This window comes from Nonlabens marinus S1-08 (assembly GCF_000831385.1).
GTDB lineage: Bacteria > Bacteroidota > Bacteroidia > Flavobacteriales > Flavobacteriaceae > Nonlabens > Nonlabens marinus.
Genome location: NZ_AP014548.1, coordinates 46,787 through 63,878, shown reverse-complemented (window position 1 = coordinate 63,878; position 17,092 = coordinate 46,787). Strand labels below are relative to the sequence as shown.

10 protein-coding genes and 2 tRNA genes are annotated in these 17,092 nt (G+C 38.8%); 4 read left to right on the top strand and 8 right to left on the bottom strand.

The window, feature by feature from the left end:
• Positions 1–74 precede the first annotated feature (74 nt).
• Positions 75–1,196 carry a serine hydrolase domain-containing protein gene (locus NMS_RS00315; RefSeq protein ID WP_052476607.1) on the top strand — a complete coding sequence of 374 codons (1,122 nt, stop codon included), beginning with the start codon at positions 75–77 and terminating at the stop codon, positions 1,194–1,196.
• Between the two features lie 190 nt (positions 1,197–1,386).
• The gene (locus tag NMS_RS00310; RefSeq protein WP_041497322.1) at positions 1,387–2,667 is read left to right on the top strand and encodes an alpha/beta hydrolase-fold protein; all 1,281 of its coding nucleotides are present in this window, start codon (positions 1,387–1,389) and stop codon (positions 2,665–2,667) included.
• Positions 2,668–3,387: 720 nt separating this feature from the next.
• Here the strand turns inward: NMS_RS00310 and NMS_RS00305 are convergent.
• From NMS_RS00305 to NMS_RS00295, 3 genes are all read right to left on the bottom strand, one after another.
• Positions 3,388–6,987 (bottom strand): metallophosphatase, encoded by a 3,600-nt coding sequence (locus NMS_RS00305; RefSeq protein WP_041494833.1) that lies wholly within the window; start codon positions 6,985–6,987, stop codon positions 3,388–3,390.
• Between the two features lie 381 nt (positions 6,988–7,368).
• Positions 7,369–7,442, bottom strand: a tRNA-Arg gene (locus NMS_RS00300).
• 72 nt (positions 7,443–7,514) lie between these two features.
• A complete protein-coding gene (locus tag NMS_RS00295; protein WP_041494832.1) occupies positions 7,515–9,350 on the bottom strand; it encodes a DUF4139 domain-containing protein in 1,836 nt (611 codons plus the stop codon).
• Between the two features lie 52 nt (positions 9,351–9,402).
• Here NMS_RS00295 and NMS_RS00290 point away from each other — a divergent pair, with 52 nt between their 5' ends.
• Positions 9,403–9,924: an adenine phosphoribosyltransferase gene (locus tag NMS_RS00290; protein ID WP_041494830.1), complete on the top strand. Its 522-nt coding sequence runs from the start codon at positions 9,403–9,405 to the stop codon at positions 9,922–9,924.
• Between the two features lie 63 nt (positions 9,925–9,987).
• On the opposite strand, the gene NMS_RS00285 is transcribed toward NMS_RS00290, so the two are convergent.
• The 4 genes from NMS_RS00285 to NMS_RS00270 all read right to left on the bottom strand — a co-directional run bounded on the left by NMS_RS00285 (position 9,988) and on the right by NMS_RS00270 (position 13,544).
• Positions 9,988–10,830, bottom strand: coding sequence for a M57 family metalloprotease (locus tag NMS_RS00285; RefSeq protein WP_041494829.1), 843 nt, complete (start codon positions 10,828–10,830; stop codon positions 9,988–9,990).
• A 647-nt stretch (positions 10,831–11,477) separates the two neighbouring features.
• Positions 11,478–11,553, bottom strand: a tRNA-His gene (locus NMS_RS00280).
• A gap of 110 nt (positions 11,554–11,663) precedes the next feature.
• Entirely contained in the window at positions 11,664–12,380 is a 717-nt protein-coding gene (bshB1, locus tag NMS_RS00275) for a bacillithiol biosynthesis deacetylase BshB1 (protein WP_041494828.1), read from the bottom strand.
• 9 nt (positions 12,381–12,389) lie between these two features.
• Complete coding sequence (locus tag NMS_RS00270; RefSeq protein WP_041494827.1) at positions 12,390–13,544, bottom strand: trans-sulfuration enzyme family protein; 1,155 nt, start codon at positions 13,542–13,544, stop codon at positions 12,390–12,392.
• Between the two features lie 173 nt (positions 13,545–13,717).
• Between NMS_RS00270 and NMS_RS00265 the strand changes: the two genes are divergently transcribed.
• Positions 13,718–14,521, top strand: a complete 804-nt coding sequence (locus NMS_RS00265) for an MBL fold metallo-hydrolase (protein WP_041494826.1) — start codon at positions 13,718–13,720, stop codon at positions 14,519–14,521.
• 293 nt (positions 14,522–14,814) lie between these two features.
• Here the strand turns inward: NMS_RS00265 and NMS_RS00260 are convergent, their stop codons facing one another.
• Positions 14,815–17,034, bottom strand: a complete 2,220-nt coding sequence (locus tag NMS_RS00260; protein WP_041494825.1) for an NADP-dependent isocitrate dehydrogenase — start codon at positions 17,032–17,034, stop codon at positions 14,815–14,817.
• Positions 17,035–17,092 lie beyond the last annotated feature (58 nt).

The window sequence follows — 17,092 nt, the reverse complement described above, 5'->3', positions numbered from 1 at the left end:
ATTCAATTATCAAAACTAAATCCAACCAAGGTTAACAATTTCTCCGAATCGCTCAATTACTAAGCATAACTTTTATGAAAGCTTCCATTTATAAGTTGACACTGGCTTTAGGCCTACTCTTTTTTATCAGTTGTTCCAACGCACAAACGACCACGGCGGTTAATGGGATGGACTTTCGCGAAAGCGGTATAGAGAAAGAACAACTAGAACTGATTTACAACAAGGTCAAATCGTTTCCTAACAACACCCAGCTTTCCATTGCCGTTATCCAAAACAAAGAAATCACATATGTAGGAGTAAAGCGAGTGAAAGACACGATCCGGCTGGTAGACAACTATCAAGATGCTTTTGAAATAGGCTCCATTACTAAGGTTTTTACCGCCACTTTGCTAGCAAATTTAGTACAGGATGAGCAAGTGAAACTGGACGATAACATTCAGGATTACCTAGACTTTAAACTCAACACGGAAGAAGAAATTACTTTTCAGCAATTGGCAAATCACACGTCTGGACTGCCCAGGTTGCCCTCTAATTTGAATCTGTTATTAGTAGATCAAGACAATCCGTATAAGGATTACAATCGTGAGAAACTAACGACCTACTTGACGGATGCTATGAAATTGAATCAAAAACCAGGAATCAAGAACGAATATTCCAACCTAGGTGCAGGAATTTTAGGATTTGAGTTGGCATTAATTTCTAATTCTACTTATGAAGAGTTACTCCAAGAAAAGATCTTTTCCCGTTATGCAATGACCAACTCTACCAGCAAAAGAGACCAGCTGAAACCAAATCTCATCAAAGGTCAAAATACTGAAGGCGAAGTGACATCCAATTGGGACTTTGAAGCCTTAGCGGGTGGTGGAGCGATTTTTTCAACAGTGGAAGATTTATCTAAATTTGGTTTGGCTCAGTTCAATAAAGAAAATGCCGAATTAGCTCTTACGCACCAACCTACTTTCAAAATCAATGAGAATATGAGCATTGGACTGGGTTGGCATGTGTTGAAAAGGAAAAATGGTGGCGAGTTGATTTGGCACAATGGAGGAACAGGCGGTTATACGTCTTCCATGGCACTGGATGTAGAACACAACAATGGCATTATCATCTTATCAAATGTTTCTGCCTTTCACCCACAGATGGGGAATATGGATCAGTTGTGTTTTGGTTTGATCAATACATTGGATAATAATTAAATAGTTCTAGGTTAAGAATTTGGTTTTAAATCCAGTTGGCTATTACTAACTGGAGTTGGAACTGTGCTTTCAACACGAATTGCTATCTTCATCTTTCAAATAAAATACAAATCAAGTCAGCAGCGCCTTCAATGAATGTCGTCAACGCATTTTGAATGTGCTTAGAGACTGCTTGATAAAACAAACCACCATGAACCGAGATATCAAAATAGCGAAAGGATTTCGACTCTTACTGGCATTTTGCCTGACAGTATTCTTACAAACCGCTGCCCTTTCACAATCAGATCATCAATCTCAATTTCTTCAAAAATTAGGAGTCCTAGATAGCCTCGATTCTAAAATATTGAATGAAACACGAGAGATCTATGTTCAATTGCCTGACAGTTACTCTCCAGACTCAAAGCAGAAATATCCTGTGGTCTACATTTTGGATGGTAAAGTGTTGTTGCCTGCCGTTAACGCAGTTCAAAGTTTTTACAGCGGTGGATTTACTCCTGAGATGGTATTAGTAGGTATCGTTACCGATAAGAACAGGACCAGAGATTTAACCACGTCGACCATAACAACCAAATATGGAATGCCATTTCAACAAGAAAATGGGAAAGCCGCTAACTTTAGATCTTTTTTAGAAAAGGAACTCATTCCATTTGTGGAAAAAACTTATCCGGTAACCAGTTATAGAACTTTAGTAGGTCATTCCTATGGCAGCCTGTTTGCCGTCGCGACTTTGATGGAACTGCCTGATTTATTTGCGAATTATCTGGCTATTGACCCAAGTTTAGACTGGGACGACCAAAAGTTATTGAAACAAGCTCAAAGAACCCTTGCTGATCGGAACTTGGATGGTAAAGCCTTGTACGTATCTTTAAGCGGACAGCTGCACATGCAAAATTCCCAAATCACTATTGATAATGTGATGCAAGACACCACAGACTTTACCTTGTTCCCAAGATCCAATATGGAATTCTCAAACTTGGTCAAGGCAAATTCCCAAAATGGATTGGCTTACTCATGGAAATTTTACCCTAAGGATATTCATGGTACCGTTTCCTTTCCTTCATTGATGGATGGGTTGATATCGCTTTTCAAATGGTATCAAATGGAACATACGGATAAGCTCAATTCCTTTGATACCTCTAAAGAGGAGCTTTCCAACATTATTACTTATAGGGAGCAGAAGCTCAAAGATCACTTCGGGTATTCGGAAGCACCTTATCCAAAAGAACTTATGACTATGATGGGATACATGAACCTGGATATGCAAGAAATAGAAAAATCAAAAATGTATTTTGAACTTGCCATCAAGCATTATCCTAAGAGCGCGGACGCCTATAGCTCTATCGCAGATTATTATGAAGCACAAGATAATGCACCTGATGCCATTAAATCACTTAACAAAGCTTACGAATTAAGCGGTGATATTCAGTACAAAAATAGAGTCGAGAACCTAAAAATTAAATACAAGAAGTGAATAAATTGCTTCAAAATAGCTGAAAGGTAGTGGTTATGTTCGCTTTCGCGAAAGCGATCTGAACAGGAAGTTTATGCCGTGCTCGACACGGTACGAAAGCGAAATTTTGATCAATCTACTTCAAATAATACTTCAACATCAAATTAAAGTTGTTGCTGTAAAAATCTTAATGCAAAGAATTCTGCGGTTGCTTTTACAGAAAAGTAATCTGTAACCAGGTAATTAACGAGCCTTCATAACGAAAGTAGCTACCAGCGAATATATCCAGATTGTTTAAAAGATAAAACCACGCCGTCAAGCGTGGTTTCTTTTTAGTGTTCTACATGAAATCGCAATCGGGATGCGATGAAAAACAGGCTACTTCTTAGGAGCTTGCTTTGCAGTTTTAGCAGCAGCTTTAGGCTGTGGCTTGGACTGTGCTTTAGCAGGTTGTGCCTGCTTTTTTTGCTGTTGTGCCATGATATGTGACGTTTAAATTAGCATCATAAATGTACATTGATGTGAAAGCATTTTGAATCTAGCTTGGCTATAATTTAACGCAAATAGAATCTCATTTTTTAGTGTACTTAGTTTCAAACGAAGTACCGATCGAGGATCAATAAAAACTTGAATTCTGCTAAAGTTGTTTAGTATGTAATCTTTCAAAAACCTAAAAAGGAAGCAACAAAAAAGGCTGAATCTTTAAATTCAACCTTTTGAGTTTAGTGTTTATAAAAATAATTAAAAGCGGAATCCTGCTGTAAATATGATACGGCTGTCTTCATCGCTCACGTAATACCCGACATTGGCGGTTATGGCTTGAAACCCGTTGATAAATACAGATCCACCATAACTGTTGTGCCACTCATTAGAATCCATACCATCATCCCATACGCGACCGTAATCAAAGCCTGCGGTAACCCCCACGCGAATAGGAACATATGCGGTGCGAAACTTGGTAATACCTACTCTTAGATCAGTACTTTGGAAATAGGAAGTTTGCCCTAGGAACCTATCATTACGATACCCTCTCAAGCTGTTGTTTCCACCCACAGTCGCTGCATGATAAAATTCGTAAGTGTTTCCTATGATAAAATTAGCCTGTGCTTTAGTAGCTAGGGTAGCTGCTCCACTTTCATGGATAGGGTATATAAAAGAAACAGTGGGTTGAACATAGGAAAACTCATTGTTAAACCCAGATTCAATATTGCGTTTGTATCCAGCAATTAGCTCTAGTTCCATACCACGACGTGGATAGCTTACCAACCCTTGCTTGTTGTTGTAATTAAGCCCCACTTCACCACCTGCATACAATTGGCGTTCAAACACGTTATCAGAGGCAGAAAAGAACTGCTGAGCAAATCCATTTTCTTGATCGTCTACTTCATTCGATTCTAGTCGTCCAGAAATATGAGCCGTAAAATCAGGATATTTCTTGTACTGTAAAGAAGGTTCAATATGCCATTGCTGGATTTTAGTTCTATTGAAATCCAAAGTTACGGCATCCTCATCATAGAAAGTTTCATTCCCTATACCGAAGAAGTTGGTAGCATAATTGTCAGTCGTGTAACGCGCATCTATACCTAGATTCCAATTGTAAAAGAAGTGTGCAAACTCTCCATAATACTTTAATTCAAACCCTTGTGTCGCCGCATAATAGTTAGCGGAAAAGGTATGTTGCGAAGTAAATGGGTTACGCAGTAATTTGTAAGAAGTATACGTATCAGTCAATCCAGCTTTAAAACCTGCATCAGGATCAAAGCCTACGCTAGGCAATAAAACATTTGTGGAATACACGCGCTTGCGTGGATCATAGTTGTTGATGTCGTAGGAGTCGGTCAATGTTTTGCTTACTGGAGTATTGAAGGTATTTTTCTTAGAAGCATAGTCATAAACTCGAACGGCTCTTCTATTATCAATGGTATAAATGTCATTCTCCTCACCTCCAAATATCTTAAGGTCGATATAATTATTTCCTTCGCCGCTTACATTGATAGTATCATCTCCATCAAGACCATAAATCCACAATTCTTTGGTTAAGTCCTTGGAGTATGTGTTGTTAAGAATAACTTTATCATCGTCTTTGATGGTTACTTGTGTCACTCCATTTTTCGATCTTACAACATCAATAGTGTTGTCTTTGGAATTGGCTATAACAATTTCATATTTTTTAAAATACTCATAGTAGTCTCTCGCAATGTTGACCAAATTCGCTCGACGCTGTTTCAAGATCTCCTTGATCTTGTCTGTATCCTCATCAATCGTATCAGGTAATAATTGAGCGAATGCATTATCAATCACTTCATCACTCAGATTATTTTGAATAAACTCTGCTTGAGCTTTCCAATCTTCCCAAGTAGCAGAACTTATAAAGCTCTTGTCCAAATAAAACCCTGCATTATTGAAGGTTTTGATGTTTTGAATTTCTGGTGCATAGGTCTGCATATTACGGGCAAGGGGAGCTCCTAATTTTAAAATTGCTGGAAACACTCCATCGTACTTAGGAAACGCCTGGTCGCGGTCTCTAGGAATAGGAGAATAAAGCTCAGTTCCATCTTCTTGTTCTTCCAATGCCCATCGCCACTGATCCTGATGACGATCCCAATCGCCTATCAGCATATCAAACAATCTTGCTTTTATGTACTCTGGCTCGTCAATTTTTGCATCTTTATCTTCTCTCAGCTCTATGAATAGATCGCTCGTGCTGATGATATCATCAGGATTTCCAAAAGTTTCAAACTCCTTATTTTCATCTCCTACATGTTCTTCATACATATAGAGTTTGTCCCCATAAGAGGCATTAAACCTTCCTAGTCGTTCTTGTTTAGGTAAATAAACAATCCTAGGGTTTGCATGATACAAATCAATTGCAGTCATCAACTCATTCACGGCAAACTGTGCATATGGATGAGCAGTGGTGTAATAATCTTGGACAATATCTTCTGCAACCGTGTTTTTCATGTAATCCATTACATAATGATCATCAATGGAAGACTGTAAAAAGCGTACGGCGCTTTTGCGCAACTCACGAACGGTAAATTCATTTTCATTGTCGTCAATTAATCGTAAACTTCTACTCTGATTTCCACCACCTTCTGTGATTGCTCGCACATTATTAGGCAAGCTTTCTAGGAACAATATAGGTGCGGTAATTTCCTTCGAGTAAACTTCTCTATAATGATCTCCCCAAAACCATTTGCCAAAACCCGTTTTGTCGGTTTCTTCTTCCGTATAAATAGAGGCTTCATAAGTGGCTCCAAATTCATCAGGCGTATGGTAATCAAAATCTTCTAAGCTTCCTTTTTTCAGTTGGATGTTGGAAGTGTGTACTAGTTGAGTAGAGCCATTTTCTACTTTGAAAATTTCTATTTGAGAACTACCATCTTTAAAAACGCTAAGCTTAGCAAATCCGTTATCATCACTGGCATATTTAACTTTCTCAGAATTATCTCTGGTCTTTTCAGTTGTTGTAGTGGCGCCACTAATAACCTGTGGAATACCATCGTCCACTATAAACTGTAAATTTTTATTATTTCCAGAAACGAAAACAACATCTTCAAATTGGCTAGCAATAGTTTCCAAGCGGCCTACCAGATACTGCATCTGATTATTGAAATATGCTTGATTAGAAAAACCGCCCATTCTTGCAAAAAAGCCACGTCTGTTAGCACTTAGTATAGGATGATGAATAGCCACAATTACTGTTTTATTCTGTTCATCTTTTAGTTCATCCTTAAACTGAGAAAAAAACTGTTCTCTAGTTTTAATCTCACATTTGCTGTTCATATATGGGTGTTCATCCCAATCTTCTAAATACCATTGAGAATCGATCATGACCAGTTCCACTTCATCACTCAAGGTTTCACGCTCAATAGGACAACCGTCATTAGGCCAAAACTTAGCCTTGCTGTTATCTTGTAGGAAGGATTCTAGATCATCGATATTTTTTTGTCCATCGCTATTCCATTCGTTCTTACCAGGAATCAGAATGATTTGACCATTAAATTCTTTAAGAGGGTTCAACAATTGCTGGGTTAAGTTTTGCTCTTCTTTCTTACGAGCTTCCTTATTCTTAGGATAACCAGCCTTACTGGTATTATTTCCAGTAGATAAAAAAACGGCATTTGGATCAGACTGGCTTTGTTTGACGATCGCTTTTAAGATTTCGTCTGATTTGCTTTGTTTTTGATCTCCTATATTCCCAGTGATGTAAATAGTTTTAGAAATATCTTTATTTTCTTGTGCCTGGATCATTCCTGATGATAGGTATAGCAATCCAATAATTATAATAAGGCTGTACTGAGAATAGTGCTTTTGAAACGAATGGTATTTATAAATCATAGATATAATTTCAACTTAAAGGTGTAAAAGTCATAAATTAATTAGGTTTTGGTCTAGTGATTAACGTTTTGAGCGGCGAACTTTAAGATTTTCACTCAAAAACGAGCTTTTCACAGGAAATATAGGATTTGAATTCTTCAACTTTATGCCAGGTTCCCTGACGTTGATACCTTCCCTTAGAAGTTCGCTTTCGCGAAAGCGGACTTCAAACTTTAATCTCAACATCAAACATTTCTCGTGGTCTGACAGTAGTTGGAATTGAGGAAAATTTTAGTTTTTGAAAAATCAGGATAGAATAGGGCATAAAAAGCGTGAAGTTACCCTAAATAATGCCCTATAATAAGAAAACCGCTATATCACTGGGATAATAGCGGTTTCTTGTGACCTCGACAGGATTCAAACCTGTAACCTCTTGAGCCGTAATCAAGTGCGCTATTCAGTTGCGCCACGAGGCCTAAAAGCTATAAAGAATTGCTCTTTTAGCGGGTGCAAATATAACTCTATTTTGAAAAAAGGCAAATCTTTAATTACTTAAGATTAATTCTTTTGTCTTTTGGAAATTTTACTCGGTAACTAAAGGTTCGTTTTTCCTGTTGTCCACTATTTAAATCGATAATCCAAGTCAATAAATTTTCCTTGTCGCTCAAGGTAGCGTTGCCAATTTCTACTTGATCTACTTTTATGTCATTGTTGCTACTAACTGGAATGCGGTCTTGTATTTTGATTTGAGTGGCATTGCTCCGGTTATTCTTAATCGTGATTTCATATCGCTTTTCAGTTATACGATTGGAACCTAAAAAACTAGAACTTTCAAAGTTCTTAATTTCTTCTCTTTTGACCGTGATTTGCGGGTCGACACCTAAACCTATAGTCAGGTTCTCTTCCGTAGTGTCTGTATCAAGGTAAATCTTTCCAGTGTAGGCATCTTCAAAGTATATATTAGCTTCTCCAGGGATCAGATTTAGATTTTCATAGTTCTTTAGGATAGCGGTTAAAAATACATTCTCGTTAATTACCGGTGCGGTATAATATTCATAGGTAGCTTCAATTTTATTACTAAATATGTTGACATCTGTAGTTCCGTCGCTAGATAGGATGGTATAATTCTCGCTCAATTCAAAATTGCGGGAGGCAATATTATCCTCTACACTTTGAATTTCATTTGTTGTTACTGTACTGGCTGCTATATTCGATTTTTCTTTTGTCGAAGTGCGATAACTTGTCACAATTACGGCTTCTAAACTCGTGTTTAATTTTTGATTCATAGTGGAAGCGTATACAGGCTCAGTTACTGATTCGTATCCTGAGAAGGAATAATTTAAAAGTTTACCCGATTCCACATCAATTACATAATTCCCATCAAAATCTGTAGTGGTAGCATTGGAAGTACCAGGAACCATTACCACTGCACCTAGAATAGGATCTCCATTAGGGTCAATGACTTTACCTCGCACTGTATTCACAGTGGGGTTGTACTTCTTATTGCTTCTGCGGGAAGCATTTCCTGTATAATAATTATTGATAAAGCGGAGTCTTTTTTCTTCCAGATTTGGCTTTGTGTTATCTACATTGGGATCTCCTGTGGATAATTTTAATCTTACATTACTCCAGTCGGCACCTGTCTGTTGATAAATCTGCCCTTTGAAATTAAGTGTAATATCATCAGTCTTACCCATAGCATTAATGTCATAAGTAGGCACCCACCCAGCATTAGACACGTTATATACTAGGGTGATTTTAGCTTTCTTCTTAGCAGTGCTTACTAACTTTAAATTTATTGTTCCTTGAGCTTTATTAGAAACAGGATCCAACTTACTTTGATCAGCCTTAAGCACACGAAATAATTGATTGAGATCGTTTTGGGTCGTAGTTAGTTTAGATTTGGCCAGTGAGATTTGCTCTGTACGTTCGTTGTAGTAACTACCGAAGCTTTTCACTTGAGCCAGTGACAGACCAGTGTCTTTACTATTTAAACTACGGTTTGATTTGAGGATCAATTCTTCTTCTTCTAATCCTTGATGTTTTGCACCTATACTTTCTAGTGCTTGAGTTATTGAATCAAGTCGAGTCTGAATCTTCTCAAAATGGTTGCTCTTTGCCTTTTCTTCTGCAGCATACACCTCGTAAGAAAGCCCTAATAACTTCAATCCATCAAGATCAGAAATTTGAATACTGCTTTCATCTATATCTGGCGATAGCTTGTTTATTTGTATTTCGTTTGAACCTGGATTAAGTTGAATACTTGCGTTGCGAGTCACCCTTGCATTTGAAAGGTAAACAGTCACTTGTTCGATTTTAGAATCAGAACTTTGTTGAGCGCTTGCAATTCCGAAGAATAATATAACAGGAATCCAAAATTTCATAATTTATAATTTAAATAGAGCCTCAAACTACGGCCTTTTATATCTTTCTGCAATGGATATAGAAAATTTAAAATCACACGTACATGATATTCCTGACTTTCCAAAAGAAGGAATCGTATTTAAGGATATTGCACCTTTGCTCGCTTCCGCGAAAGCGAGAAATGCTGCCACTAAACTACTAGCAAAACCATTTATGAATCAGCAAGTCGACTATGTTGTGGGAATGGAGGCTAGAGGCTTTTTATTTGGATCATTGCTGGCAGACGTTTTGGACGCTGGTTTTGTGATGGTGCGTAAACCAAATAAACTACCAGGAAGTCTGGTGACGCAAGAATATCAGCTAGAATATGGTACGGATGCCATTGAAATGCAACTATCTGCTATTCCCGATGGCGCAACTGTCTTGATTCATGACGATGTTCTCGCTACCGGAGGCACCGCTGCTGCGACGGCGCGATTAATAAAGAAGGCTGGAGGTTCCATCATAGGAGCTAGCTTTTTAATTGAACTGGATTTTCTCAATGGGAGAGCGGCTTTAGATGGTATTGATACTTATGCAGTTCTTCACTATTGATTTTAGGTCTTAAAAAAAGCTCCCATCTGCAGATGGGAGCTTTTAAATTTCAGATTAAAAGGTCTAGTACATCGCTTGTAACGCAATGATGTCGTTGTTTCCAAATTCACCATCCTCGTTAGCAGCGAAACAAGCTAACATTACTGATGTCGCATCATAACCGCTAGGAGTTCCTGCAACTCTTATAGCACCTACACCACCATCACCTTCATTTGTGTTTTGACCACAAGATGCGCGTGAGAAAAAGTCAGTGTGACGGAAACCGATAGAGTGTCCTATCTCGTGAGTGATCACGTGCTCGTTTACATTAGTGTCATAAGCATCCATTCCTGCATACAATTGTACAAACTTGTTAGCACGCCCGTTAGAAGGGAATCCTGCAGATCCACCAGCACCAGTGTTGCTAGGGTTGCGGTAGATCACCATGTCTTTGTCTTGGTAGCTAGTTCCAAACGTCAAACGGAAGTTCAAACTCACACCACTCAAGCGGTTGTAGTTTGCCACTGCCCATTGCAATGCAGTTTGCTGAGTGCTAGTCAATCCTTGACCACCACCACCGGTATATCCAATGATATCAATGGTACGGTTAGTACCAGTAACCAAATTTGTAGTTCTATATTGCTTAGCCATAGAGTTCATGTCTTCTAGCGCATAAAAATCAGCAGCTGTAAGAGCAATGTCATCTTCAATGTATATTCTTTCTTCACTAGTTCCATCAGGAAACTGGAAGTCATCAATGGTAATATGATCAGGGTTGTAACCGATCTTTTGCGCATACTCCTGTGCTCGGGCAAGATCAGATTTTTGATCTACCTCTTCAAAGCTTTCCTCTTTTTGACAAGAAGTAAATAGAAGTGCGCAGGCAGATAATCCTAAAAAGGAATTTTTGATAAATTGTGTATTCATTTTGGGGTTTTTAATGATTTGTGTTATGATTTATTCTTGATCTCGAGATGGCTAAAACTAGGAGGATTCTTTCAAGGTTTGCAAATATGATTTAGTTAAAATTTAACTATTTGAGAATAATACGCTGGTTAAAATGTTAAAAAAATAGCTTGATCCTACTGCCTATAGGATTTTATTATTAGAAGAGAAATGTGAATAAGTTTGATTTTTCAAGTGACGTTCGTCTAGATAATTATCAATTGTTCTCTTTTTTGCGAATAAAACAACCCTATTTTTTTGCCTTACTACAACGTTTTCGTAGAGAAACGTCAAATAAATTATTTTGTTTAAACAAATTGGTCAGAATCACGTGATCAAATAATTTGTTGAAAGCTTCAGAAGTAAAAAGATATAAATAGGTTAAAAAAAATTTCTGCTGATATACCTATACGTATATGTTCAACGACTTAAAATACTGAAGAAGCTTATAGAGGATTACTGGAAAGAAACCTTGCTAAATTAAAAAAGGCCCTAGATTTCTCTAAGACCTTTTAGGGTGGAAGACGGGACTTACCGCTCTACAGCGGCATAAACTTCTCGTCCCTTAGACCCCAGTTTCGTCAAGTTCCTAAATTAAAAAAGGCCCTAGATTTCTCTAAGACCTTTTAGGGTGGAAGACGGGACTCGAACCCGCGACTTCCGGCACCACAAACCAGCGCTCTAACCAACTGAGCTACAACCACCATATCAATGTGAGTTTTTTTAAAGTGGGTCTCAAGAGTTCAACCACTCGCCGTTAAGCGGATGCAAATTTAATGTATTTCTTAAAATCTCAAATATTTTTTTGACAGAATTTATATCAAATCAAATATACTTTCTACAGCTGGATAACGCTCTGTCATAAAGCCCTCTGCGTGATCTGTTCCTATGAGTCTTCCTAGGTTTGCTGCTCGGTATCGAATAGATTCAAAAAAGTTGTTGCTACTAATAGGCGTCGAAGGCTCCTTATTATTAGGATCAAAGAATTGAGAGTTGTAAGCTTTTACGGAATCAATCTTTTTATCGATAAACCCGCTGATGTCTACTACGATATCTGGATCCATGTCTTGCCATTGAATGTAATGATAGACATGTTTAGGTCTCCACGCCTCTTGTGGTTCACCCTTAAAGGAGGTCTCTATTTTGCGTAGTCCAGAAAGAAAACAGCTTATGCTAGCAACACTAGAGCCACGCCCATGATCTGGATGCCGGTCTTTAACGGCGTTACAAAAAACAATTTCTGGGCGGTATTTGCGGATGACCTCTATAATCTTTAATTGATGCTCCCTATCGTTAAGAAAAAAACCATCAGCAAAGCCTAGGTTTTCTCGCACCTGAGCGCCTAGGATTTTACCAGCATCACTAGCTTCAAGATCCCTTATCTCAGGTGTACCGCGAGTCCCTAATTCTCCACGAGTTAGGTCTAGGATACCAATTTTTTTTCCTGCGGCATGTTCCTTAGCCAGCACACCTGCACAGCTTAACTCAATATCATCAGGATGGGCACCTATCGCTAGTATATCTAATTTCATGTACTCTATTTATCGTTTACGGCTCTTTTCAATCGCCTGCTCAATATCGTCAATCAAGATATTCAACTCTTCAATCCCGACGGAGAATCGCAGTAAGCGATCGGTGATACCTTGCTCAGCTCGTTCTTCTGGTGTCAGTAAGCTGTGAGAAGTTTGAGCTGGTGAAAGAATGGTAGATTCTACTCCCGCAAGACTCAAAGCTGGTTTGATCACTTTTAATTCTTCTAGAAAGTCATTGTGATCGACATGCTCTTTTAGCTCAAAAGACATCATGCCGCCAAAGCCGTACATCTGTTTTTTGGCAATTTTATATTGTGGATGAGTTTTTAGACCCGGATAATTTACTTTTTCAAGATCTGGGTGTCGTTCTAGAAAAGTCGCTAACTTCAACGCTGTTTTAGATTGCTGCTTTACTCTTAATCCTAAGGTTTTAATACTGCGCTCTAATAGGTGTACTGTAACATCACTTAAACTGCCCCCATAATTTTTGGCCGTATTCCACAACGTTTCCATATGTTTCTGTGAACCGCTTACCGTTCCTGCGCAAATATCGCTGTGACCACCTAAATATTTGGTAGCGCTATGAATGATCAAATCGATGCCAAAATCTGCAGGATTCTGGTTGATAGGTGAGGCAAAGGTGTTATCGATAGCGGTGATTAAGGAGTTCGCTTTCGCGAAAGCGGAAACCATTTCAATATCTGTCACTTCTAATAGTGGATTGCTAGGAGTCTCGATGTACACCATTCTGGTATTCTCCTGAAGGCTCTCTTGCAATGTATCCTCGTTTATATGCTCTAACATCGTATAAGTTATGCCTACACGATCAAATTCGGCCGCAGCGAAATGTGAGGTCCCGCCATAGATAGCACGTTGCATGATAATGTGATCTCCATTCTTGAGAAAAGCCATAAATACAGCACTGATCGCTGCCATTCCACTACCAAAAATCATGGCAGACTCTGTATTTTCAAGTACCGCCATTTTTTGGGCTAGAGCTACTTGATTAGGAGTGTTGAAATATCGCGGATACAAATTAGTGCCCGGACCGCGATAGTCATATGTGGTAGAGGTGTAAATAGGCGCGGTAGCGCCACCGTATACTGTATCCTTTAATTCGCCAGCATGTACACAGCTGTAATTTTGGTTTTTCTTCTTTTTCATAAAAAATGAATCTGACACAAAGCTAGGGCATTTTGTGAGAATAGTAGAAGTAAGAAAAAGTACTGCCCAATATTATTCTAAACGGCTATGCGTGAACCTTCTTTCAGCTCATTTTCTGTTTTCATTAACAGGGGTCTGGGTACTTCAAAAGTACCTTTGTCAAAACTTTAATTATGAAAAACCTACTTTGGATTTGTTTATTGACCATTACCGCTCTATCCTGTAAAGAGGCCGAAACTACTGTTGATCAAACAGAAACTAGTGAGGAAGAAATGATAAATGAAGAAGCGGATAATGCTAATGTGATACCAGACATCCAGATACGGCCTATTTCACATGCCACATTTGTAATGAATTGGAATGATCAAATTATCTATGTTGACCCTGTTGGCGGTGCCGCTGTTTTTGAAAACATGCCAGATGCTGAGGTAATCTTAGTGACAGATATTCATGGCGATCACATGAATCCAGAAACTATAGCAGCTGTTAAAAATGAGAGTAATTTTCTTTTTGTTCCTCAAGCAGTCGCAGATAAATTAGATGCCAAATTAAGACCAACTGTTATTGTAAATAATGGTGAAGCAGCGACTCGCAATGGTCTAAGAATTACTGCTATCCCTATGTATAATATTACAGAAGGTCGCCTAGACAAACATCCAAAAGGACGTGGTAATGGATATGTACTGGAAAAAGATGGATACCGTATATACATATCAGGAGATACCGAGGGAATTCCTGAGATGAGAAATTTACAGAATATAGACAAAGCCTTTGTGTGCATGAATTTACCCTATACGATGGACGTGGAACAAGCAGCTGATGCTGTATTAGAATTTGCACCTAAAGAGGTGGTTCCTTACCACTATAGAGGTCAGGATAAATTCTCTGATATAGAAAAGTTCAAATCTCTGGTCAATAGTGAAAATCCTGATATTGAAGTCACCTTATTAGAGTGGTATCCTAGTAGAGCTAAATAAATTCCCCTAAGATTATTGTTTAAAGGCCGCTATTATTAGCGGTCTTTTTTTATTCGATCATCCGTATGATGAATACTCATCCCTCATGAGTTTAATCAGTAATGGAAGGATCGCTATGATAGGCCTTCAGATATTTAGAATAAATCATATTCAACTGAGCCATGCCGTACTGGCCGTATAAACTTGCTAACTCCAAGGGACATGAGTATTGTGAGCTCAAGTTAATGGTCTAAACAAAAAATCCCGATCTCGTTATAACGGGATCGGGATTCAATCTAGGATAAGCGTTTGACTTAGCCTATAATCGCATTAAGGGTTTTACTAGGCCGCATCGCTGCCTTTTCTTTAGCAGGATCTGGTAAGTAATAGCCACCTATGTCCATTGATTTTCCTTGTGCCTCAATCAGCTCTTGTGTGATCTTATCCTCGTTATCGGATAGATCCTTAGCCAGTTTTGAGAAATGATTAGCTAATTCCTCATCTTTTGTCTGGTTAGCCAATTCTTGTGCCCAATATAAAGCTAGATAGAATTGAGACCCACGGTTATCCAATTCATTCACCTTACGGGAAGGTGATTTTTTGTTAGTAAGGAACTTCTCTGTAGCCTTATCTAGAGAATCAGCAATGATCTGAGCTTTAGGATTGTTGTATTTCTCTGCGGTATGCTCTAAAGAAACAGCAAGGGCTAGGAACTCTCCTAAAGAATCCCATCTCAAATGGTTTTCTTTTTCAAATTGCTGTACGTGCTTAGGGGCAGATCCACCGGCACCCGTTTCAAACAAACCACCACCATTCATTAATGGAACGATGGAGAGCATTTTAGCACTAGTTCCTACTTCTAGAATAGGGAAGAGGTCTGTATTATAATCTCTTAAAACATTACCAGTAACAGAAATGGTATCCTTACCATCTTTCATTCGGCGTAGAGTTCGTTCTGTTGCTTCTACTGGAGAAGCTATAGTGATATCCAGTCCTTCAGTATCGTGACCTTTAAGGTAGGTATTTACTTTTTTGATAATCTCTGCATCATGAGCGCGGTTCTTGTCCAACCAGAAAATCGCAGGATCTCCCGTGGCCTTAGCTCTAGATACAGCCAGTTTTACCCAATCTTGGATTGGTGCATCCTTGGTTTGACAAGCTCTCCAAATGTCACCAGCCTCAACGCTGTGCTCCATTAGTACATTTCCATCTGCATCAACAACTTGAACTTTTCCTGCCTTAGGAAGTTCAAATGTTTTGTCATGCGATCCATATTCTTCCGCTTTTTGAGCCATCAAACCTACGTTAGGCACAGTTCCCATAGTACGAGGATCAAACGCGCCATTTTCTTTACAGAACTCTATAGTTGCATCATAAATTCCTGCATAAGAACTATCTGGAATTACGGCTTTTGTATCTTGAGATTTACCGTCTTTATTCCACATTTGGCCAGAATTTCTAATCATTGCTGGCATGGAAGCATCAATAATGACGTCACTTGGCACGTGCAGATTGGTAATTCCGTTGTCTGAATTTACCATGGCAAGATCTGGGCGGTATTCCATAACACGACGCAAGGCATCTTGTACCGCATCTTTTTTCTCTTCTGGTAACTCATGTAACTTGCTTAACAAGTCACCGAAACCATTGTTGACATCCACACCAATTTTATCAAAGTCTGCACTATACGCATCAAAAACAGGTTTGAAGAACGTACGTACGGCATGACCAAAAATGATAGGGTCAGAAACCTTCATCATGGTTGCTTTCATATGTAATGAAAACAACACGTCTTTCTCACGAGCATCTACCATTTGCTCTTCTAGAAATTCTAGTAAAGCCTCTTTACTCATGTATGTAGCGTCAATGATTTCTCCAGCTTTCAGAGCTAGATTTTCTTTGAGAATGTGAGTGTTTTTATCGGTATCAACTAACTGAATTTTTACTGTGGTTGGTTTTTCAACAGTGATACTTTTCTCATTGTGCATGAAATCCCCATGATCCATAGTAGATACATGTGACTTAGAGTCTTTGCTCCAAGCACCGATACTGTGCGGATTGTTCTTAGCGTATTGCTTCACTGGTTTAGGGGCGCGACGGTCAGAGTTTCCTTCACGTAGCACTGGATTCACTGCGCTACCTTTCACACTATCATAGCGCTTCTTCACTTCCTTATCCTCATCAGTCTGTGGATCTTCAGGGTAGAAGGGTAAGTCGTAGCCCTTCTCTCTTAGTTCCTTAATAGCATCGTTCAGTTGTGGGACGGATGCACTAATGTTGGGCAATTTGATCACATTAGCCTCTTCTTTAGTTACTAGTTGACCTAGCTCTGCTAATGCATCTGGTACTTTTTTATCGCCTAAGCGATCAGGGAATACAGCAAGAATTCTTGCCGCAAGGGATATATCCTTAGTTTCAATATCTATCCCGGCAGGCTCTATGAACTTCTTCACGATAGGAAGAAAGGCAGCGGTTGCTAATGCTGGCGCCTCATCGGTTTTAGTATATATGATCTTAGGTTGTTGGGTTGACATGTATAAAAGTTTTTGTTAGGTATTTACTCATGTGACTTTAAAAAAGCCACGGCTTACA

Excerpts from the sequence above, each read along its gene's own strand:
- NMS_RS00285 (WP_041494829.1), bottom strand. The coding sequence starts at position 10,830 with ATGAATACACAATTTATCAAAAATTCCTTTTTAGGATTATCTGCCTGC.
- bshB1 (WP_041494828.1), bottom strand. The coding sequence starts at position 12,380 with ATGAAATTAGATATACTAGCGATAGGTGCCCATCCTGATGATATTGAG.
- NMS_RS00305 (WP_041494833.1), bottom strand. The coding sequence starts at position 6,987 with ATGATTTATAAATACCATTCGTTTCAAAAGCACTATTCTCAGTACAGC.
- NMS_RS00290 (WP_041494830.1), top strand. The coding sequence starts at position 9,403 with ATGGATATAGAAAATTTAAAATCACACGTACATGATATTCCTGACTTT.
- NMS_RS00310 (WP_041497322.1), top strand. The coding sequence starts at position 1,387 with ATGAACCGAGATATCAAAATAGCGAAAGGATTTCGACTCTTACTGGCA.
- NMS_RS00315 (WP_052476607.1), top strand. The coding sequence starts at position 75 with ATGAAAGCTTCCATTTATAAGTTGACACTGGCTTTAGGCCTACTCTTT.
- NMS_RS00260 (WP_041494825.1), bottom strand. The coding sequence starts at position 17,034 with ATGTCAACCCAACAACCTAAGATCATATATACTAAAACCGATGAGGCG.
- NMS_RS00295 (WP_041494832.1), bottom strand. The coding sequence starts at position 9,350 with ATGAAATTTTGGATTCCTGTTATATTATTCTTCGGAATTGCAAGCGCT.
- NMS_RS00265 (WP_041494826.1), top strand. The coding sequence starts at position 13,718 with ATGAAAAACCTACTTTGGATTTGTTTATTGACCATTACCGCTCTATCC.
- NMS_RS00270 (WP_041494827.1), bottom strand. The coding sequence starts at position 13,544 with ATGAAAAAGAAGAAAAACCAAAATTACAGCTGTGTACATGCTGGCGAA.